We start from the raw sequence: 19851 nt of genomic DNA on the forward strand, positions 1-19851 counted from the left end.
AGATGCTTACTTACGTAAATCTACTCTCGTAAAAATATTGTCATTTAGATAGCTATCCCCCCTTGACTACGATAATTCTCAAAGCCTTATAAAACATAGATTTATATTTTGAGGACACATCAGAAAATAATCCATCAAAATACCTGGAATATCTACAGAAAAGGGATTCTGGGGAAGGTAGTGTTAGAATCGCCAAAGTAGCATTCCACTAGGAGAACTCCACAAAAAAGATGATCCAATCTCGTGGGATGGGCATCTTGCCTGTCCTTGTATTATTAGCGGGCAAGATGCCCGCACCACAATAAATTTTGGGATATTTTTTTAATTGGAGAACTCTAGAGAAATAATTCATTAGATATTTCCAAAGAATGTGGAGACCTTCCATGAAACGTCTGTACAAGGGTTCTAGGATACGCATATTTGATTTCTGGAGATGTCCATTGTTTAACTCTCTCTAGATTCTGTTTTTTCTTGTAAGAATTATAAAAATACTAATTTTTTAACTAAATTTCCTGAAAAGATAAATAAGTATTTTATAAGTGTTTTTACTTGATTAATTGTTGTAAGTTCAATTTTTTCTGCTTGACAAATATCGGAATTTCCTGATAAATTAATAGTGATGCGATTCCTACTCATTAAAAAAAATAGAAAGCATCGTCAACCAATTAACTGTTTTGCCTCGGAAATTGTATTTTGATAAACAAATCAGGGAATGAATAAAATCATGAAAACATCTAACAAAGTATTAAAAGCTGCTGCCATTGCTTCTCTCTTAGCAGGTGGAGCAGTTGCAGGTTCATTCATCAATGCTGAGTCCGCTCAAGCTGATCCTCAATCTTCCAAAGTATCCGGTGCGCTGACTAGTGTTTTATCCAATGGTGTAACCAATAGCTTTGCTGCTGAAGTTGTACTGCCACAGGAGTCTATAACCTCCACTGGTGCAGTCACAATGAATGTTACCTATAGTTCAGTAGCTGGTGATGCCAGCCAAGTTGCGATTACAGCAGCAAGCATGACCGCTGGTAATGTAACTTATTCTGCCATGACAGTTGAAGCTGCCACTGCTCGTGCAATTGATGCTGCTCGTTCTGCAACTAGATATGGTGACATTAACGGTATCGTTAAATCCTTTCAAAGTGGTGGGTTGGACTAGTACCGCAGAGCGGAAGTCAAAATTCAAAGAACCAGGTTTTCCATAAAAGTAACTGAAGAACCGTAAGTCCTAATTAAACAAACCAGGGAATACAATCATGAAAGCAACATCTAACAAAGTATTAAAAGCTGCTGCCATTGCTTCTCTCTTAGCAGGTGGAGCAGTTGCAGGTTCATTCATCAATGCTGAGTCCGCTCAAGCTGATCCTCAATCTTCCAAAGTATCCGGTGCGCTGACTAGTGTTTTATCCAATGGTGTAACCAATAGCTTTGCTGCTGAAGTTGTACTGCCACAGGAGTCTATAACCTCCACTGGTGTAGTCACAATGAATGTTACCTATAGTTCAGTAGCTGGTGATGCCAGCCAAGTTGCGATTGGAACAGCAAACATGAGCGCTGGTAATACAACTTATGCTGCCCAGACAGTTGAAGCTGCCACTGCTCGTGCAATTGATGCTGCTGCTGGTAACACTAGATATGGTGACATTAACGGTATCGTTAAATCTTTTCAAAGTGGTGGGTTGGACTAGTTAGAGAAAGTCGGCGATTCCTATTCATTAAAGAAAATAGAAGGAATCGTCAACCACCTTCATGGGACATAGGCTAAAAATCAATGCCCTATGTTCCACAGTTTATCCCCCTGGCTTCAACAACTGGGGGATAAGTTTATTTTACAAGAGCATCCGGTAAGCGTAAAAGACAATTAACAGTTTTGTCTCGGAAATTGTATTTCCCCAAGGTTCTATTACAGCATTTCCCGATGTTATGAGGTACAAGAACCCCACCCCCAACCCCCTCCCCGCAAGCGATGAGGGGGCTAAGATGTACCTTATAACAGCGGTTTCCGCTGTAGCCCTAACGGTAGTCTGACAATAAAACTTATCTATGGTTCTGTAGGTAATGATCCCAGTCAGGTGGCAATTATCAAGGGAAATATGAATGTTGGAACTGTCAATTATCCAGATAATACTATTCAAGCTGCGATCGCTCGCGCCATTGATACTGCTATTAATGATCATCGCTTTGGTGATATTATCGGTATTGTTAAATCTTGGCAAAGTGGTGGTTCTGCGGCTCTAGATTAATTATGTTTTGAGTAGAGACGTTCCGGCGGAACGTCTCTACAAGAATCTGTCGGCGGCTATAAATAAAATCTCTGCCTGACAAAAATTAAATGGCTATTTTTATTTGCCTTTATTTGAGCATTATTTTTTAGAAATTATCAGGATGTGAAGGGTTTTATGATTATTTTTTGTGGTGGAACAGCTAAGGATTTGAGAAGTCTGGGTTACAATCTTTGCCAGACTTTACTAACTCAAATAGATAAAAGCAATATTCAAGGAACTATTTGCAATACTGCCTCGGAAATAGATGCTTATTTGCAGCTTTTACAACCATCCTCACCAGTAACACTAATTCAATATCAAATTCCCTCAAAATTAGCATTAGAAAAAATTCAGCACGGTGAAGCTAAGAGTATTTACCTGCATCAAGATCCCCGTGAAATTTTGGCTGCTGTTCTCGCTTCTTTAGAACAGAAATTCACCTTTGAAGCTACTTTTATCAACCTTTGGCAACAATACCAAGAACAGTGGTTTCCTGATAGCCATCAAACTTTATTAATGCGTAGAAAAAAATTAATTTCAGAACCATATTTAGAAATTTCTAAGTTAGCCACATATTTAAATATTGAATTTACCGAATCGGAAATTGATTTGTTATTAAAGCAGTGTCAGTTACCAGCACCGGCAACTGTACCACAATGGCAAGAAATTCTCAGTTCTGAGCAATGCTTAATTATCGAAACCTTACTAAAACCATTACTACTACAATTTAATGACGAAGACGAGTTGAGTATATCTCAAAGATTAGAACAACATTTAGCAGAAATTCAATTAGAACCATTACTAATCCAAATTGATAAAATTATTGGTCAATTTAGCCAGATAAAACCCGCAGTACGGGAGCAATTTTATGAATCAATTGATCAATATCTGATCACCATTTTAGCGGCAATGGGGCGGTTAAATGAAGCAGCGGAAGTCTGCCATTTACTAGGAACAGCCCTAACTTTACAAAATGACTTACAACTAGCAGCAAAATCGTATTTACGCGCTCTGAATATGCAACCTCAGTTAGCCAAATCTCACTATAATCTAGGACTTGTCTATGAACAAGAGGATGATTGGGAAAAGGCTATTGATCATTATACTCATGCTATTACAATCAATGGGAATTATACCAAGGCTTACTATCGCTTAGGATTGATTTTTAAACGTCAAAAGCAATTTACTCAAGCCATAGAACAATTTTCTCAAGTCTTGCACCTAGATCCAAAGCATCAGGGAGCAAAATTCAATTTAGCTTTACTTTGGCAACAAGGAGAAGGTGCAGAGTTCATTCAAAATTTGTTAGGAGAAACTGACCTAGAATTATTGCCTCATTTGACAGAAGAAATAAACGACACTGGAGCAATTTTGGTGGGTGAACGGAAATGGGAGCAAGCCAAAATATATTTTAAATCGGTGATTGAGCTAGATCCTGATTGTGTTTTGGCTCACTATAATTTAGGTTGTGTTTTCCAAAATCAAAAACGCTATCCAGAAGCAATCAGTTCCTATTGTCGAGCTTTAAAGATTAATGCAAATCACATTGATTCCTTGAAAAATTTAGGTTATGTTTACTATAAAAATGGACAAGCAGATTTAGCCCAAGAATGCTTCCAAAAAATATTGCAATTAAATCTTAACCATAGCGAAACTTACGAAATTTTGGGATTTATTGCCGGTGAACAAGGAAAATTGTCAGAGTGTATTAGTCTGTTAAATGAAGCCCTGAAAATTAATCCTAATAATCCTAAACTACATTCTGGTTTTCTGTTTAATTTATCTTCTCTTGTCAGTTTTACACCTCAAGAAATATTAGATTCTGCTCAACTGTGGTATCAACAGCAAGTAGTTAGTCAATGGCTACCAACCCTAACCACTCACTCTAATAATAAAACTCCACACCGTCGTTTACGCATTGGCTATATTTCCCCTGATTTTCGCAGACATTCGGTAAGTTCATTTATTAAACCCGTTTTTCAACACCACGATCGCACCCAGGTTGAGATTTTCTGCTATGGTGAAGTCAAAGAACCGGATGCAATTACAGAGGAAATTATAGATATCTGCGATGCTTGGCGTTCTACTGTGGGTCTTTCAGATTTACAAGTAGCTGAGTTAATTCAAACAGACCGCATAGATATTATCGTTGATTTGGCAGGGCATACGGCAAACAACCGGATGATGGTCTTGGGGATGAAACCAGCGCCGATTCAAACTACATATTTGGGCTATTTTGCTACTACAGGTTTACCCACCATTGACTATTGGATTACTGATCAGGTTCTTCACCCCCATGATACAGAGGAAAAAACCAGCGAAACTATATGGCGTTTACCCCGTTGCTATGTAGGTTATGAACCTCTGAAAAATGCCCCGGAAATTACTGAACTTCCTAGCAAAAAAACGGGAATTTTCACTTTTTCATCTTTCAATAATTTACGCAAACTTACACCAGAAACTTTTGCACTGTGGATTGAAATCCTCAAAGCAGTGCCTAATTCTCGCTTGGTGTTAAAATGCGCTAGTTCTGATGTATTCAGTCCCTTAATTACCGAGAGAATCCAAACCCCCTTTGTGGAACAGGGTATTGATCCTAAACGCATCTTCTTATATGGTGGATTCGCTACTGATGAAGACCATCTGAATCTTTATAATCAGGTTGATTTGCATTTGGATAGTATTCCCTATACGGGATGTACTACGACTTGTGAAGCCCTGTGGATGGGAGTACCGACATTAACCCTAGCAGGGACGCGGAAAATGGAGCGCATGAGTGCCAGTATTCTCCATAGTGTTGGTTTAGATGATTGTATTGCCCATAGTGCCGTCGAGTATGTTCAAAAGGCGATCGCATTAGCCCAAAATCCAGATTATCTCCAATCTTTGCGCTCAACTATGCGCGAACGAATGCAGCAGTCTCCTTTGTTGGATGTGAAAAACATCGCCAGCACTTTAGAAGCAGCTTATCGCCAAATGTGGCAAATTTATATTGAAAAAACCACAATATCTAACAGCGAAAATCTCCCTAATTATGCTTCTGTTCCGGTGGAATTAGAACCCGCTGATGCTATTAATTACTATCAGCAACATATCGAAGATCATCCTGATGATGCCCAGGGATATTATCATTTAGGTCTAGCTTATCAAGCCTTAGATGATGTAGAAAATGCGATTCCATCTTATTTGCAATCTCTTGCCATTAATCGCGGTTCTGCTGCCACTTATCAAGCTCTAGGTACATTGTTAGAAGAACAGGAATTAATTGCCGAGGCTGAAAAATATTATCGCTGTGCGCTGTTATTAGCACCTGATAATAGTGAAATACGAGAAACTTTCAAAGGTTTTTTACAGGAATATCGTTCTCAACCTGCTAATAAAGTTATTCCCATTTTTCAGGAAAATGCTAACAATTCTGAAGAGCGTAAATATTTTAAATTCACTGATGCTGATCCTCATGAATGCCCAGTGGAGATTGAGGGTGGAATTAAAGTATGTGTTAAGAATGATATCAACAGCTTGACAACTTATGTTTTGCTAGAACAGGGTGATTGGTTTGAGTCAGAAATGGAGTTTATTCGCAAACTGATTACACCAGGGATGGAAATCCTAGATATTGGTGCTAATCATGGAGTCTATACCTTAACTATGGCTAAGTTACTCCACGGAGAAGGTAAAATTACGGCTTATGAACCTGCTAGTTCAGTTGTTTCCTTATTGCGAAAAGGTGTAGAAGCTAATGGTTTCACGAATGTAGAGATAGTTAATGCCGGCTTATCAGATTGTCAGGGTGAAGCAACTTTATTTCTATCAACAAATAGTGAACTAAATTCTCTACAGCCTGATAATTTATCCCAACAACAAGAAATTATTAAACTGCTGAACTTGGATCAAGAATTAGCCCTGCGTAACTGGCAGAAGATTGACTTTATTAAATTAGATGCAGAAGGAGAAGAAGCCAAGATTCTCGCAGGTGGGAAAAGATTCTTTTTTGAGCAATCGCCATTAATTATGTTTGAACTCAAGCATGGCAAACATATTAATATGCGACTAATTAAGCTATTTCAAAATCTCGGCTATGAGACTTACTACTTAGTTTCTAGTATCGGTTGTTTATTTCCTTTTGATGTAAATCAGCCAGTAGATGACTACCAATTAAACTTGTTTGCTTGTAAGCCAGAGCGATCGCAACAATTAGCTGAACGTGGTTTACTAGTAACACAAGTTAAAGAAAAGCCTCTACTTCCACAACCATCCCACTGGTTAGAAGCAATAGCAGCTTATAGTTATGCAACTCCTTTCCTAAATCAGTGGCAAGAATACGCAACGGTTGCCAATGCTGATAATCAAGTTTATTTAGAAGGGCTAAATTACTTCTTTCTCTCAAAAACAGTCAGCCTTTCCCCAGGAGAAAAGTTTGCCTCCTTAGAACATTCCTTTGAATGTATTCAGCAAGCTGTTAAGGCTCAACCTTCGTTAACTAGATATTGTAGTTTGGCTAGAGTAGCGGCAGAGTTAGGGAAAAGACAAGTTAGTGTGGAAATACTGGAAAAATTAATTACCAATATCAATTCTGGCAGATTAATTAGGGTAGATGAGCCTTTTCTGCCTGTGAGTCAGCAATATGATCATCAGATATTTAACAATAATCTGCAAGACTGGTTCTTAGTAAGTGTTGTTGAAACCTGCGAGAATAGACGCGTTTTCTCGTCTTACTTCTCAGCTAAACAATCAGTATCTTTACTCAATCAGATTATTCATAAACCCTTCCATAGTCATCAGTCAGAAGGCCGATTACTTCTTGCCAACAAACGAATTGACGGATAACGATAGGATGAAATTAGTAATGCACCATTATCAAGGATTTGGTGCGTTACGCTGTCGCTAACACACCCTACGTATTTTTAACGTGAATTCGATAGCGTAGCGTGACGACGTAGGAGTCATTGAACCTCACCCCAACCCCTCTCCGACACAGAGAGGGGCATTTTAACTTCTCATTATACTCAAAACGGCTAGAAGCTGGACTTTTTTATCATACAAAGAACAAGTTCAAAGCCTCTCCAGTATTAAATATTATTCCTTAACCCTCTCCTAAGAGGAGAGGGTTAAGGAGAGGTGCAAAGGAGAGGTTTACCAGAGGGGTTAAAAATTATTATATATTGAGTATATCATAGCCCCCTCATCGCTTGCGGGGAGGGGGTTGGGGGTGGGGTTCTTGTACCTCATAACATAAAATCCACATTACATATTTAGTAAGGTGCGTCAGATAGAGGAAATCTGTTTTTTACCAAATAATTGGGTCTGACGCACCCTACAAGAGATAAAATCCACATTAGATCAAAACCATGCAAAATAAACTTAAAAAAAATGAATTACCAGGTTGTTAACCAATTAAATGAAACTCAAATTTTTGAACTTGTGGAATTATACAAACATGAATTTTGGAGTAAAAACCGAACATATCAAGGTGTTAGCAAAATGTTGGCTGCATCTGATGTTATTATCGCTTTAATAAATGAGGAAAAAGAACTAATTGCTTTCTGTCGTGTTTTGACTGATTCTGTTTATCGCGGAGTTCTTTATGATGTGATTGTTAAACCTAGTTATAGAAACATGGGATTTGGTGCTAAATTATTAGATGCAGTCGTTAATCATCCCCAATTAAAAGCAGTAGAAAATCTTGCTCTTTTCTGTTTACCAGAAATGATTCCTTTTTATGAACGGTGGGGTTTTATATATGATGTAAATGGACTGAAAATAATGCACCGACATGATTCAGTTATGGGAAGAATAGAACCATGATTATTAACTATGATAGTCTGAAGACTATTGACTAAAATTTGTCAGTAATGACTTTCTTGATGATATTTACAGTTTGATACTTGCACTATGTCTACTCAACGTCTAATTCAAAGTATATACACAGATGGTGCTTGCACAGGCAATCCTGGACCTGGTGGTTGGGGTACAGTTGTCTATTTTAGTGATGGTTCAGTTCACGAAATGGGTGATTCATCCCAGCACACCACTAATAATAAAATGGAAATGCAAGCTGCGATCGCTGCCTTGGAATTTTTTAAATCATCTGGACAAACTCAACCCATTACCCTCTACACAGATAGTAAATATGTCATTGATTGTGTGACAAAATGGGTGAAAGGCTGGAAAAAGAACGGCTGGAAAAAGTCAGATGGAAATCCCGTCCAAAACCAAGACCTCCTAGAAATTCTTGATCAACTCAATAACCAAAGGGTACAATGGCAGCACGTCCGGGGACATTCTGGTAATATTGGCAATGAACGCTGTGATGTAATTGCGCGTTCCTTCGCAAATCACAAAATCCCCCACCTCAAACAGTCATTACCCGATCTTCTTCACGAAACTTTACCTAAAATTGGGGAAATAAGCGTAGTAAAAGTACCTAATGATCCGATAAACTCTACAATAACTAATAAAAATACACTAGAAAGCAGTCTGTCTGCACCAGATACCAGCACTATGGAACCATCTACAACACCAACTGCGACTACAACCAACGAACAACCCACTGAAATCAGGGTTTTACAACTTCGCAACTTGGTGGAAACTTTGCGGATTGCAGATGAAATTGCCGAAAAAGGCTACCTAATTACCAGTTCAGAATTAGCAGACTTAATGGGTGTTCACTCTAGCGCCGTTACCAGCCGAGGTGATGAATGGCGTTGGCGAAATTGGATAGTTTCACGAGTAAGACGTGAAGGTAATCAAATTCTCTGGGAACTTGAACGTGGTGACAAAGTAGAAACAGAAATAGATTAAAATAACTCGTGATTTGTAATTAAGTTTTGTAACTGAGATATAAAGATTTTTATATCATTGAGTTGCCATTTTCCTAAACCTAGAGAAAGTAGAAATGCAGGGACTTTTCCCTGCTATATTGGCCTACCATTTTATAATGTAACAATCTATTGATAGCTTGTGTTTCTTCTTCCTCTAAAGATTCATCTAAAATAGCCGCCATTAAGCCATAACGATCTGATAAAGAAATATAACCAGTATCAACAGTAACGGCAAGAATTTCGCCAACAGCACCAGGAAGAAGCTAGATTTCTATCATTTACTGAAAATTTAACTCGACAAATTTAATATCTCCTAAATTGAAATTTAATTAAGTGATTAACACAGGTATTTGATTGTGAAATTAATCAATGACATTGGTGATAACAGCAACCATAAATTAGTGACTTAGATCATAATGAATGCTGCACACCTGTGATTAAGCTCCTAACATTTGTAGATTGTGCAAAGTGGCATAAAATCCTTGTTGTTGTAACAATTCTTCATGACTTCCCTGTTCAATTAATTCTCCCCGTTTCAACACAAAAATTCTGTCCACATTGCGAATTGTCGAGAGACGGTGAGCAATAATAATTGAAGTTCGTTGGATTAACAACTGATTTAAAGCTTCTTGAACTAAAGCCTCTGTTCCCACATCTAAACTCGCTGTGGCTTCATCTAAAACCAAAATTTGCGGATTACGAATAGCCGCCCTCGCAAAGGCTAAAAGTTGTTTTTGTCCACTGGAAAGATTAGTTGCTCGTTCTCGTAATTGAGTATCATAACCTTGAGGCAATTGGTTAATAAATGTCGCTACGTTGGTTTTTATTGCTGCTTGTTGAATTTCCGCAAAACTGTAATTATCACCCAAAGTAATATTACTTTTCACATCACCAGCAAACAAAAAAGCCTCTTGCAAAATCACTGTCATATAACGGCGTAGTTCTACCTGGGGAATCTCGCGGATATCCACACCATCAATCAGAATCCGTCCTTGAGTTGGTTCATAAAGACGACATAACAGACGAATAATTGAGCTTTTCCCCGCACCTGTTGGACCAACTAAAGCCACCTTTTCTCCAGGGTGAATAGTAAAGTCTAAATTCTTAATAACGTAATCATCATCTTTATAGGAAAAAGAAACATTTTCAAACTTAATTTCTCCCAAAGCCGGAACGGGTGTAAAATCTTGTGATTCTAATTTCGGAACGATATCCTGAATATAGGTAGATGCCAAACCTAAACTAGCTGGTTGAGAATAATCTTTAATTTCGATGGGTTCATCTAAAATATCAACTACTCTTTCAATAGCTGTAAACCCAGATTGAATGACGGTAAACTTTTCCGCAAAATTCCGCAATGGTTCAAAAAATTGTTGAGCATATAAAATAAATGCTGATAGAATCCCAAAAGAGATTTGTTGATTTAATAATAACCAACTACCTAAACATAGTACCCCAGCAATAGCAATTAAACCAACCCATTCTAAGGTTGCAGAAACTGCGGAATCATACCAAATGCTAATATCTACTTCCTTAATATAACGTTGGTTAGTAACTCGAAATAACTCGACGTTAAATTTTTCGCGGCGAAATAATTGAACTATATTAATACCGACAATATTTTCTTGAAGTTGAGAATTGAGTACAGAAAGTTCTTCTCTGGTTTTATAATTAGCATTCCGATACTGCTGTTGAAAATAAATTATTAACCAAGTTACTGGCAAGAGGATGAATATTAACAAAGAAGCAAGTTGCCATTGAATTGAAAACATCAATCCCACAATTACTACCATAGATAGTAAATCAGAGACAATGCCTACAGCCCCAGTGGAAAAAACATCTCCTAAACTTTCGACATCACTGGTTAGTCTCGTAATCAATTTACCTACAGGTGTGCGATCAAAAAAGCGAACTGCTAAAGAGGTTACATGAGTAAATAAATCCTCACGAATATCTGCTGTGATTTTTTGCCCTAGTTTTTGCACTAAATAACCTTGTACACCTGTTAATACTAAGCGGATAGTAGTTGCTATTAGCAACATACCAATGAGAATATTTAAACCTTGCCACAGAGGGATATTTTGGAGAAATTGATATGTACTTGGTTCTTTGCGAATTAAAGAAATTGCCTGTCCTACTAATAGGGGTTTGATAGCACTAGCAACAGCAATAGGAACAAGCATTAACATGGATACTGCTAATAGTTTTCCATGACGACGACCATAGGGAACTAAGCGTAAAAATAACCGCCAGTCATTTTCTCGAAGACGGTATTCGGGATTCGATTTAGTTGGAGATGGAGAGATGCCCATAAATAACACTTTAGGAGGAAGATAATGTGAAATTCTGCCCTGGGATACTAATTTTTTTCAGAATTTAAGCCATTGATTTCTTGACATTTTGCCTGTGCTGCTTGATAAGCTGTCAAATATTCTGGACCACCTAGCATGACATCACCATAATAATCATAGGGGGCTTCACCATAAATAGGTAAAGGATCATCCTCTGGATAATCTTCTTTGGATTCTTCAATAATGGCTTTGAGCTTTTTGATGCTCAAACTTTGGGCGGGAAAATAATACAGTTCTTGGGGATTTTTTTGTAAATGGGGAAGGGTCGGATCTATAATTACATCATTAACTTCAATCCAACTATGTTCTACTGGTTTATAGGGCTGACCTGCAAATACTAAAAAGCCTTGAATATACTTTGCCCCTTCGGTGATTAAAACTGCTTTATAAGCATTATCAAAAGGTTTTTTGGCTTTACTTTTGATGGTTTTGGCAATTTCATTAGATAGGGTTTCATCTAATAATTTGCTCATGGTGTAAATTCTCCTTGAATTATTCTGTCAACTATTAATTTAATATACCCTGTACCTTGGCTCAAGATGCCTGTTGTTTTTTTGATAATTTTTTTCATATCCTGAATGTCTGAACTCGGATTTAGCGGATTAAAGGATTAACAGGATTTTATTATCTTGAGATTTTGTGTATTCTTCATATCCTGTAAATCCTTAAATCCTGCTTATCCTGATTCTGACCATTTTCATTGATTCTAAAAATTTAGACAGAAAAATCCTGTGGATTATACACTTGACATAATAGCATAAAAAGTCAAGAGGTCAAGACCTAGTAAAATCGTTACCTTATTGCTAACATTCTCAAAATTATTGAGAATGAACTCGGGTTATTCTCAATAAATATAGTCTGGTACCTTTTTTGTAAAAGTCAGATTTAAAAAACTTATAGCAGATTAGAGATTACTGAGGTACAGGATCTAAATTCAAAGCCGGACAACAAGCCATTTTTACTCCTGACTTCTGCTGTATAATACTTAGCTTTTAACGAACAACTGACTCACCTCCCCAAAATGTGTCAAAATAAAGAATTGTAATAAAAAATATTGTTAAGGTAATTTAGTGACTTCAACTGCTCAAGCTAGTGCAAGTGCGCGTCGTGCGGTCTTTCCATTTACAGCCATCGTTGGTCAAGAAGAAATGAAACTGGCACTGCTGTTAAATGTCATTGACCCCAAAATTGGTGGTGTAATGATTATGGGCGATCGCGGCACCGGAAAATCTACAACTATCCGCGCCTTGGCGGACCTTTTACCAGAAATCCCTGTTGTCGCCAATGACCCTTTCAACAGTGACCCCAACGACACGGACTTGATGAGTGATGAAGTCCGTCAACAGGTAGCACAAGGGTTAGAAATTCCCATCACTCACAAAAAGGTGCAAATGGTAGATTTACCATTGGGTGCTACAGAAGACCGAGTTTGTGGAACAATTGACATTGAAAAAGCCTTATCTGAGGGTGTCAAAGCTTTTGAACCCGGACTCCTAGCCAAAGCTAACCGGGGTATTCTCTACGTTGATGAGGTCAACTTGTTAGATGACCACTTGGTAGACGTACTCCTCGATTCCGCTGCTAGTGGCTGGAATACCGTCGAACGGGAAGGGATTTCTATCCGTCACCCAGCCAAGTTTGTTCTCGTCGGTTCGGGAAACCCTGAAGAAGGGGAACTGCGTCCCCAACTCCTTGACCGTTTTGGAATGCACGCGGAAATCCGCACTGTGAAAGAACCAGCTTTGCGGGTGCAAATTGTGGAAGAACGGGGTGAATTTGACCAGAATCCGCCTGTGTATTTAGAAAAACACCAAGCTCCCCAAATAGCATTACAAGAGCAAATTGTCAATGCCCAAAACTTATTACCACAAGTTAATTTAGATTATGACTTCCGGGTAAAAATTTCCGAAGTTTGTTCAGAATTGGATGTGGACGGGTTGCGGGGTGACATTGTGACAAACCGTGCGGCTAAGGCCTTAACCGCTTTTGAAGGCCGGACAGAAGTAACAGTTGACGATATCCGGCGGGTAATTACATTATGTCTGCGTCACCGTCTGCGGAAAGATCCTTTAGAATCCATTGATACAGGATATAAGGTAGAAAAGGTCTTTTGTCGAGTTTTTGGTGTGGAACTTCCAGAAGACTCAACTCAGAAAACTGGTGCAGGGGTAAAAACTGGCGCTCGTTAGTTTTAATGTAGAGACGTTCCATGGAAGGTCTCTACAACAGTTGATGACGTTGCTGATTAAGGGTATGAATTTTAGTCTCACGCAAAGGCGCAAAGACGCACTGAGGTTTGAGTTTTAAAGATTCAATTTGGGAATTTCATACCTCGATTCAGCAACGCCCAGTTAATTAACAACTGACAAATTATGAGAACCTGGAATTTTTGGTTAAATAGCTTGATTTTATTTATTCAAGATCATCCACACCGATTTGTGGAATTATTAATGTTGACATTAGCGATCGCACTGCTGGCAGTCTCCACCATTGTCCCAGATAAACCCTACATCATACTAGGTTTAAGTTTTGTCATTGGTGCATCAACTTCTATCCTCGTCCGAGAAGCAATATCTCCCAGCGGACACAACCACACAATTTTTACTCAACAACGCTTTACCCAATTGACCGCATTACTCCTATTAGGAATTAGTATTTACGGTTTTGCAGATTTAATTTTCATGCTATAAATTTTCAGGATCAACACCTAATTTTTCTAACATCTCTGCTAATTTTTTGGCTTTTTCCTCAGATTCTAACCGTTGTTCTTCACTTTGTAAAATCCGTTCTTCCGGTGTTAGAAATCTTTTTCCCTGTTCATCAAACCAGTATAACCATTCTCTAGTTATTCCTTGATATGTGGCTTTTTCCATTCCTATTCCTAACCCTATCTCTGGTAAAAAAATAGGATTTCCTGCTAGTAATTGATATTTTCCATTCACTAATTTGTAAACCTCTAAACGTTGTTTTCTTTTCCGTTGGGAATTATAAACCACATAATATAATATTCCCAATTTTTGAGCATAAAAATCTTTCTTAGTGCTATATTCTCCCCTATAGGTATGAGAAACTATTTCTAACACTAAAATCGGTAATTTTTTCTCTTCCCATAATACATAACTGCGGCGTAAATCTTCATCAATTAATCTGGGAATACCAATACTTAAAAATCCATCTGGGACAATTGCTGGTTGATCTGGATCATAATATATTCCCATATCTACACCAAAAAACCAATCCCATCTTTGCGACCAAATTAAGGCTAACATGGCTTTTAATAAACCGGGAATTAAATCTTGTAGTTCGTTATCCACTGGTGTGTCGTCAGAGTCGGGTAATTCCTTAGATGAGGGTAAATAATTTAATTGGCTGTATTTTAGCATGATTGATATTACCAATTCTATTTTTATTGTAATCCAAACCCCCGACTTCTAAGAAAAATCTATCATTTATTTACAAGATGAAAACAGAAGTCGGGGATATTTTTATCCTTGAATTATCGCTTTTTCTTCTTCAGTTAAACCATATAACCGATAAACAATTTCATCAATTAACCAATCACATTGTTTTAATTGTTTTTTGATTGGTAAGAGTGTATTTAAACTTGATTGATATTCTCTTTCTAATGTCTCCTGTTCTTTTCTCGCGGTGGGATCTATTTTCAGTTTTTTCTGATTTTTCTTGAGGATAACAATTAATTCATCAAGGGTTAAATGGTTATCTCCTTGATTTTGTTTATAATAATCACCTAAATAATTTTGAATTTTCGATTTATTGGTAAGATTATCAATATCAGTACCGATTAATCTTTCTAACCATGTTAAAAAGCCTTTGGTTTCTGTTTGTTTTTGTTTATTTAATTCTATCATTTGTTCGGCTAAATATGCGAGTAAATCATGAATTACATCTGCTTCTGATGGTTGTTGGTGGATATGATAAAAATTCTGTAGAAGTAATGATCCTAATTGGTGTAAACCAATTTGTATAAGTAAAGGATATAAAAAAACAATCACTAGTTCTTTACCACTACTAAGGTGAAGAATAATATGAGTAAGTAAGATATCAGCATTTTGATTATTTTGGAATTGTTGGTAAAGGTTAATTGTGTTTTCTAGATATGCTTGGCGTTTTTCTGGGGGAGTAGTAAAGGAGATTTTAGGAACTGGTAAAACAGCAATTTCTGATGTACTAACATGATTATTTGTACTTGTTAAACTAAAACGCCATTCTAAAAGCTGAGAATTTAAAATAGATAATAATGCAAATGCTTGATTTCTATCTTCGATTAAAAAATAGGAAATACTATCAAAACAATAACATGGAGTTGGTAAAGGAGCAAAAATAAGTCGTTTTCTACTATCTAAAGCTGCATTCCGTTGATATCCTATTCTTGATTGAGTAGTATGAGAAACTCTTTCACCACCAATGTTATTATTGTACAAATTTACATCAATATATTTTGATATTCCTTGTTTTGGTTCGGGAATGACTTCATATCTTTGAACATTTCCACCTCGAAAAATTCTATAACCATGATTTGGATTAATACTAATTAAATCATTCATGGTTGTTTCGTTTATTTCTCCTTGGTATGTTGGTAATATATCTCTCATTTTTTGGATACCAACTTGTGGAGAAAAGCGTTTTAAAATCTTCACTTCATTTTCAGATGACAACAAAGGAATACAAAAACTATTATCATCTAATGCTGCAATTTCATTGAAGCTACATGAGAATTTTCCTGAAATTTCTTCTAAGAGATTATGAGGATGTACTTCAACCCGAATTTCTTGATTTTGATCAGAGTGATTTTTTAAAAAAATAATACAGGTAGGTAACTTAGCTTCTCTAAAAATCCTCATATTTGGATCATCCTTTTGTGGAAAAGCATTAATTTTCAATATTTGATTATTTTGTAGTAAGTATTGTCTCAGTCGAGATGTTTGTTGATCTCCTAAAAGAGACATAGGTACAATTAAACCGATAAATCCACGTTGAGAAATCAGATAAATTGATCTAGATATAAACAATCTATATAAATCTATTTTACCACTAAGACTATTTTTAAATATTTCATTATCGTTAATATATTTTATCAAATGAGTTAAATTTTCTTTTCTTTCTTTTTCTGCTAAAACGTCATAAGGTGGATTTCCGATAACAGCATCAAACCCAGAATTATCCTTCCAAGTTGCATCTTCTAAATCAATAAAAACCTCTGGAAATTCCAAATCCCAATGAAAAAACCGCTTTTGGTCAAATAACTTTCTCGCATCTTCATAAACTGCAATATCAGCAGCATCCATCTTTTCAGAATTAGCATTAATCGCATTTGTACCATAAACCCGTAAAAAATGATCAGCACGTTTCAAACCAAAATATTTAGAAACATAAATATCTAATAACCGTTTATAAGGTTTTGCAGCTTGATCAAATTCCTTAAATAACCTTTCGCTAGTTTCCACTTCCGCAAAAGTTGCATCACTTAACGTACTCACACCGCGCATAATTTCCGCAGCACGTAACAACCCGACAAAGGGACCAGTTAATAAATTTAATTGTCCACTTTCTTCCTTCATCATATTTGCTTCTGCTTCTCGCGCAGTCGTACCAATAAGGGAATTTCCGCAGCGCAAATGATGATCTAAAAAACTCAAAGGTGCGCCAATTGTGAAAGAATGTAACCATAAACTCACCTTTGCTAATTCTACAGCCATTGGGTTCAAATCCACACCATAAATACAGCGTTTCATTACCACCCGTTGCAAAAGTTGAGTATCTTCTAACTTATTAACATCAATAGTAATTCCCTGCTGTTGTAAATTTGCTAAAATCCCTTCGCGGGTTTGTTCCAACATCTCTAAAACCGGATTATGTTGAGGATATTCATTTAAAATAGTAATTAATTCATCTGTAAAATAATCAACAGCTTCCACTAAAAAATGTCCGCTTCCCATAGCAGGATCACATATCTTAATATCCAGTAAGGTATTTGTACTTTTTCTTTCTAAACGTTGTAAATCTTTTTGTAAACCATTACGACTTTGTACCCCCAATCTACCATCTGCTATTTTTTCATGTAATTGGCTAATTTGCGTCATCAAATCAGCAAATTTTTGTTTTCTCTCCTCTAAAATTGGCTTGAGAGTATGACTAACAATGTATTTAACAATGTAATCAGGTGTGTAATAAGAACCTGTAGCTTTTCGTTCACCCTTATCATTTTCTAAATGGACTTTTCCATTATTTCCATCTTCAATAACCACGCGATATTCTAATAAACCTTCATAAATTGAACCCAATTGTCGCACACCTAAAAAACTGTAGTCAATGGGTAATTTTTCAAACCGTGCTAATTTATCTATAGCTGGAAATAACACAGCATCAGATAATTGATATTCATACAAAAAATAATTATCTGGATAATCTTTGATATCCTCAGCTTCATGAAAATCAAAATGGAATAAACCCCCATTATAACGAGGTACTTCTAAAGCTGAATCACCTCTATCTACGATTTCAAATAGACTTAATAAACTCTTATAAATCTTTGTCGAAGTTTGACTTAATGTTCTTTGTTTATCAACACTTTCCGCTATTTCTTGAGTGATTTTAATCAAACTATAATCACGGTAAGCTGTGGTAATTGGTAATAAATTTCTCGCTTCGGCATATAATAGAAATAACAACTTATATAAAAATGATAAAGTGGCTGCATAAATCTGTTTTGGTTCTCCAGTTTTTCCCCTTCTGATAGCGTCTGCAACAAAACCCCCTGCTAAGTCAGGAAATATCTGCTCAAATACTAATGTTTTTAATTCGTTTCCTACTTGAGTTGCATAGGTTGTACTTCCTTCTCTGACTCTTTCTAAAAAGTTTTTGTTGTAACTATCTTTTTCAAAAGCAGCACTTCTAAAAAACAACCAGAAATATTTGAACTTTTCCAAATCTTCAGTTTCTAATAATTCTACCAAATCAATAGGATAAAATTCCGTTGCGGTAGAAGATGCTTGACGATAATATAAACGCCATTCTCTCCCATTGGTTAAAATTCCCCAATCAACTCCCGTACCAGTCAAATAACTAGAAATCTGAAAAGATGGGTTTTCATTCTTAAAAATATCTCTTTTATCATTAGCAGAAACTTTACTTAATGGTCTTTCCCAATATTTAGCTTCTGCGATAACTAATACCCTACCATAAAAAGCAGTTTCATTATTTTGAAAAGAGTAAGCTGTATCCCTTTCAGTTTCATTTGCAAACAACGCATAATCAGGACGTTCGGCTCTACCTTTACCACGAGTTACAACTTGAGGAATATTAGAAAACCCTAAAATATCTAATACGGGTTTAATAAATACATCTTCAGTTTGCGCTTCATTGAGAGTCGGTAAAATCGCCTTTTTTGATAAATACAGATTTTTTAATTTTTCAAAATCTAGTTTAATATCTAATTGCCATTCTGGAGATTCTTGAAGCCGATAGTCTAAATAATGTTGAGAAAATAATGGTTTATTGATATTTTTTGCATCTGTCATAATTCCAACTCCAAAATAATATTTATAGATATACTTAGGATGTGTTAGCGACGGTGTAACGCTCCATTATCTTAAAATTTTGCAAATATCATCCATGCTCCCTAATGGTATTTAGTATATAGCGGTATGCACTTGCATGAGATACATCATAGCCCCCTCATCGCTTGCGGGGAGGGGGTTGGGGGTGGGGTTCTTGTATCTCACTCAATCGAGAACCGCCATAACAGCGATCGCCCTTGATGTAATAGAATTTAGTGGATACCGCTAGATAACACACCATATTATACAACAGTTGCGAGTTAAATGAGGTATATCATAGCCCCCTCCTCGCTTGCGGGGAGGGGGTTGGGGGTTGGGGGTGGGGTTCATATTCCACCTAAATCAATGCTCTTTTCTTGCAACTTTGTTAATAATTCTTGATACTGCTGAATAGCTGCTTCCTTTTCTTGACGTTCTTGTTTAGCAAGTTGATCAAATTCCACAGATGTGAGAAACTTGTTACCATCAGGATAATAAATTTCTGGCGTTGCTGAATTGAGGTATGAAATTCCCAAATTGAATCTTTAAAACTCTTACCTTTGCGCCTTTGGGTGAGACTAAAATTCATACCCTTAATCAGCAACGCCAAATTTCTAAATTATCAAGTACAAATTGAAACCGGATACCCAATTTCGGACTTATCCACCCATTAATTAATCATAATAGACATCCGGTGAAAAAAAATGTAGAGACCTTCCATATCGCATCTGTACTGTAAAACGAAAAAATTAGATTTCTTTAACTCTTATTCTTTGCGTCTTTGCGCCTTGGCGTGAGGCTAATTCATACATTCAATTAGCAAAGTCAAAAAATCTCATAATTTTCACCTAATATATAAAATTAG

The 19851-nt window shown here is 36.7% G+C and carries 13 protein-coding genes; 8 read left to right on the forward strand and 5 right to left on the reverse strand.

Going from position 1 to position 19851, the window contains the following annotated elements:
* Positions 1-724: 724 nt before the first annotated feature.
* The 6 genes from CA730_RS00590 to rnhA all read left to right on the forward strand — a co-directional run bounded on the left by CA730_RS00590 (position 725) and on the right by rnhA (position 9059).
* Positions 725-1153: a TEK-like protein gene (locus CA730_RS00590; protein WP_231939940.1), complete on the forward strand. Its 429-nt coding sequence runs from the start codon at positions 725-727 to the stop codon at positions 1151-1153.
* A 97-nt stretch (positions 1154-1250) separates the two neighbouring features.
* Positions 1251-1682 carry a TEK-like protein gene (locus CA730_RS00595; protein WP_096662675.1) on the forward strand — a complete coding sequence of 144 codons (432 nt, stop codon included), beginning with the start codon at positions 1251-1253 and terminating at the stop codon, positions 1680-1682.
* A gap of 405 nt (positions 1683-2087) precedes the next feature.
* Entirely contained in the window at positions 2088-2237 is a 150-nt protein-coding gene (locus tag CA730_RS25055) for a hypothetical protein (protein ID WP_168644775.1), read from the forward strand.
* Between the two features lie 156 nt (positions 2238-2393).
* Positions 2394-7085, forward strand: coding sequence for an FkbM family methyltransferase (locus tag CA730_RS00605; RefSeq protein WP_096662677.1), 4692 nt, complete (start codon positions 2394-2396; stop codon positions 7083-7085).
* Between the two features lie 543 nt (positions 7086-7628).
* Positions 7629-8063, forward strand: a complete 435-nt coding sequence (locus CA730_RS00610) for a GNAT family N-acetyltransferase (RefSeq protein ID WP_096662680.1) — start codon at positions 7629-7631, stop codon at positions 8061-8063.
* An 87-nt stretch (positions 8064-8150) separates the two neighbouring features.
* Positions 8151-9059, forward strand: coding sequence for a ribonuclease HI (gene rnhA / locus CA730_RS00615; RefSeq protein WP_096662683.1), 909 nt, complete (start codon positions 8151-8153; stop codon positions 9057-9059).
* 457 nt (positions 9060-9516) lie between these two features.
* Here the strand turns inward: rnhA and CA730_RS00625 are convergent, their stop codons facing one another.
* Positions 9517-11391 carry an ABC transporter ATP-binding protein gene (locus CA730_RS00625; protein ID WP_096662686.1) on the reverse strand — a complete coding sequence of 625 codons (1875 nt, stop codon included), beginning with the start codon at positions 11389-11391 and terminating at the stop codon, positions 9517-9519.
* 47 nt (positions 11392-11438) lie between these two features.
* Complete coding sequence (locus CA730_RS00630) at positions 11439-11903, reverse strand: hypothetical protein (protein ID WP_096662689.1); 465 nt, start codon at positions 11901-11903, stop codon at positions 11439-11441.
* 597 nt (positions 11904-12500) lie between these two features.
* On the opposite strand from CA730_RS00630, the gene bchI reads away from it, so the two are divergent.
* A complete protein-coding gene (bchI, locus tag CA730_RS00635; RefSeq protein WP_096662692.1) occupies positions 12501-13619 on the forward strand; it encodes a magnesium chelatase ATPase subunit I in 1119 nt (372 codons plus the stop codon).
* Between the two features lie 183 nt (positions 13620-13802).
* Positions 13803-14120 carry a hypothetical protein gene (locus CA730_RS00640; protein WP_096662695.1) on the forward strand — a complete coding sequence of 106 codons (318 nt, stop codon included), beginning with the start codon at positions 13803-13805 and terminating at the stop codon, positions 14118-14120.
* Here the strand turns inward: CA730_RS00640 and CA730_RS00645 are convergent.
* From CA730_RS00645 to CA730_RS00655, 3 genes are all read right to left on the reverse strand, one after another.
* Entirely contained in the window at positions 14115-14813 is a 699-nt protein-coding gene (locus CA730_RS00645; RefSeq protein ID WP_096662698.1) for a Uma2 family endonuclease, read from the reverse strand. The genes CA730_RS00640 and CA730_RS00645 overlap by 6 nt on opposite strands.
* Positions 14814-14915: 102 nt before the next feature.
* Entirely contained in the window at positions 14916-18968 is a 4053-nt protein-coding gene (locus CA730_RS00650; protein WP_096662701.1) for an Eco57I restriction-modification methylase domain-containing protein, read from the reverse strand.
* Positions 18969-19333: 365 nt separating this feature from the next.
* The gene (locus CA730_RS00655; RefSeq protein WP_096662704.1) at positions 19334-19522 is read right to left on the reverse strand and encodes a hypothetical protein; all 189 of its coding nucleotides are present in this window, start codon (positions 19520-19522) and stop codon (positions 19334-19336) included.
* Positions 19523-19851 lie beyond the last annotated feature (329 nt).

The organism is Dolichospermum compactum NIES-806, from assembly GCF_002368115.1.
GTDB classification, from domain to species: domain Bacteria; phylum Cyanobacteriota; class Cyanobacteriia; order Cyanobacteriales; family Nostocaceae; genus Dolichospermum; species Dolichospermum compactum.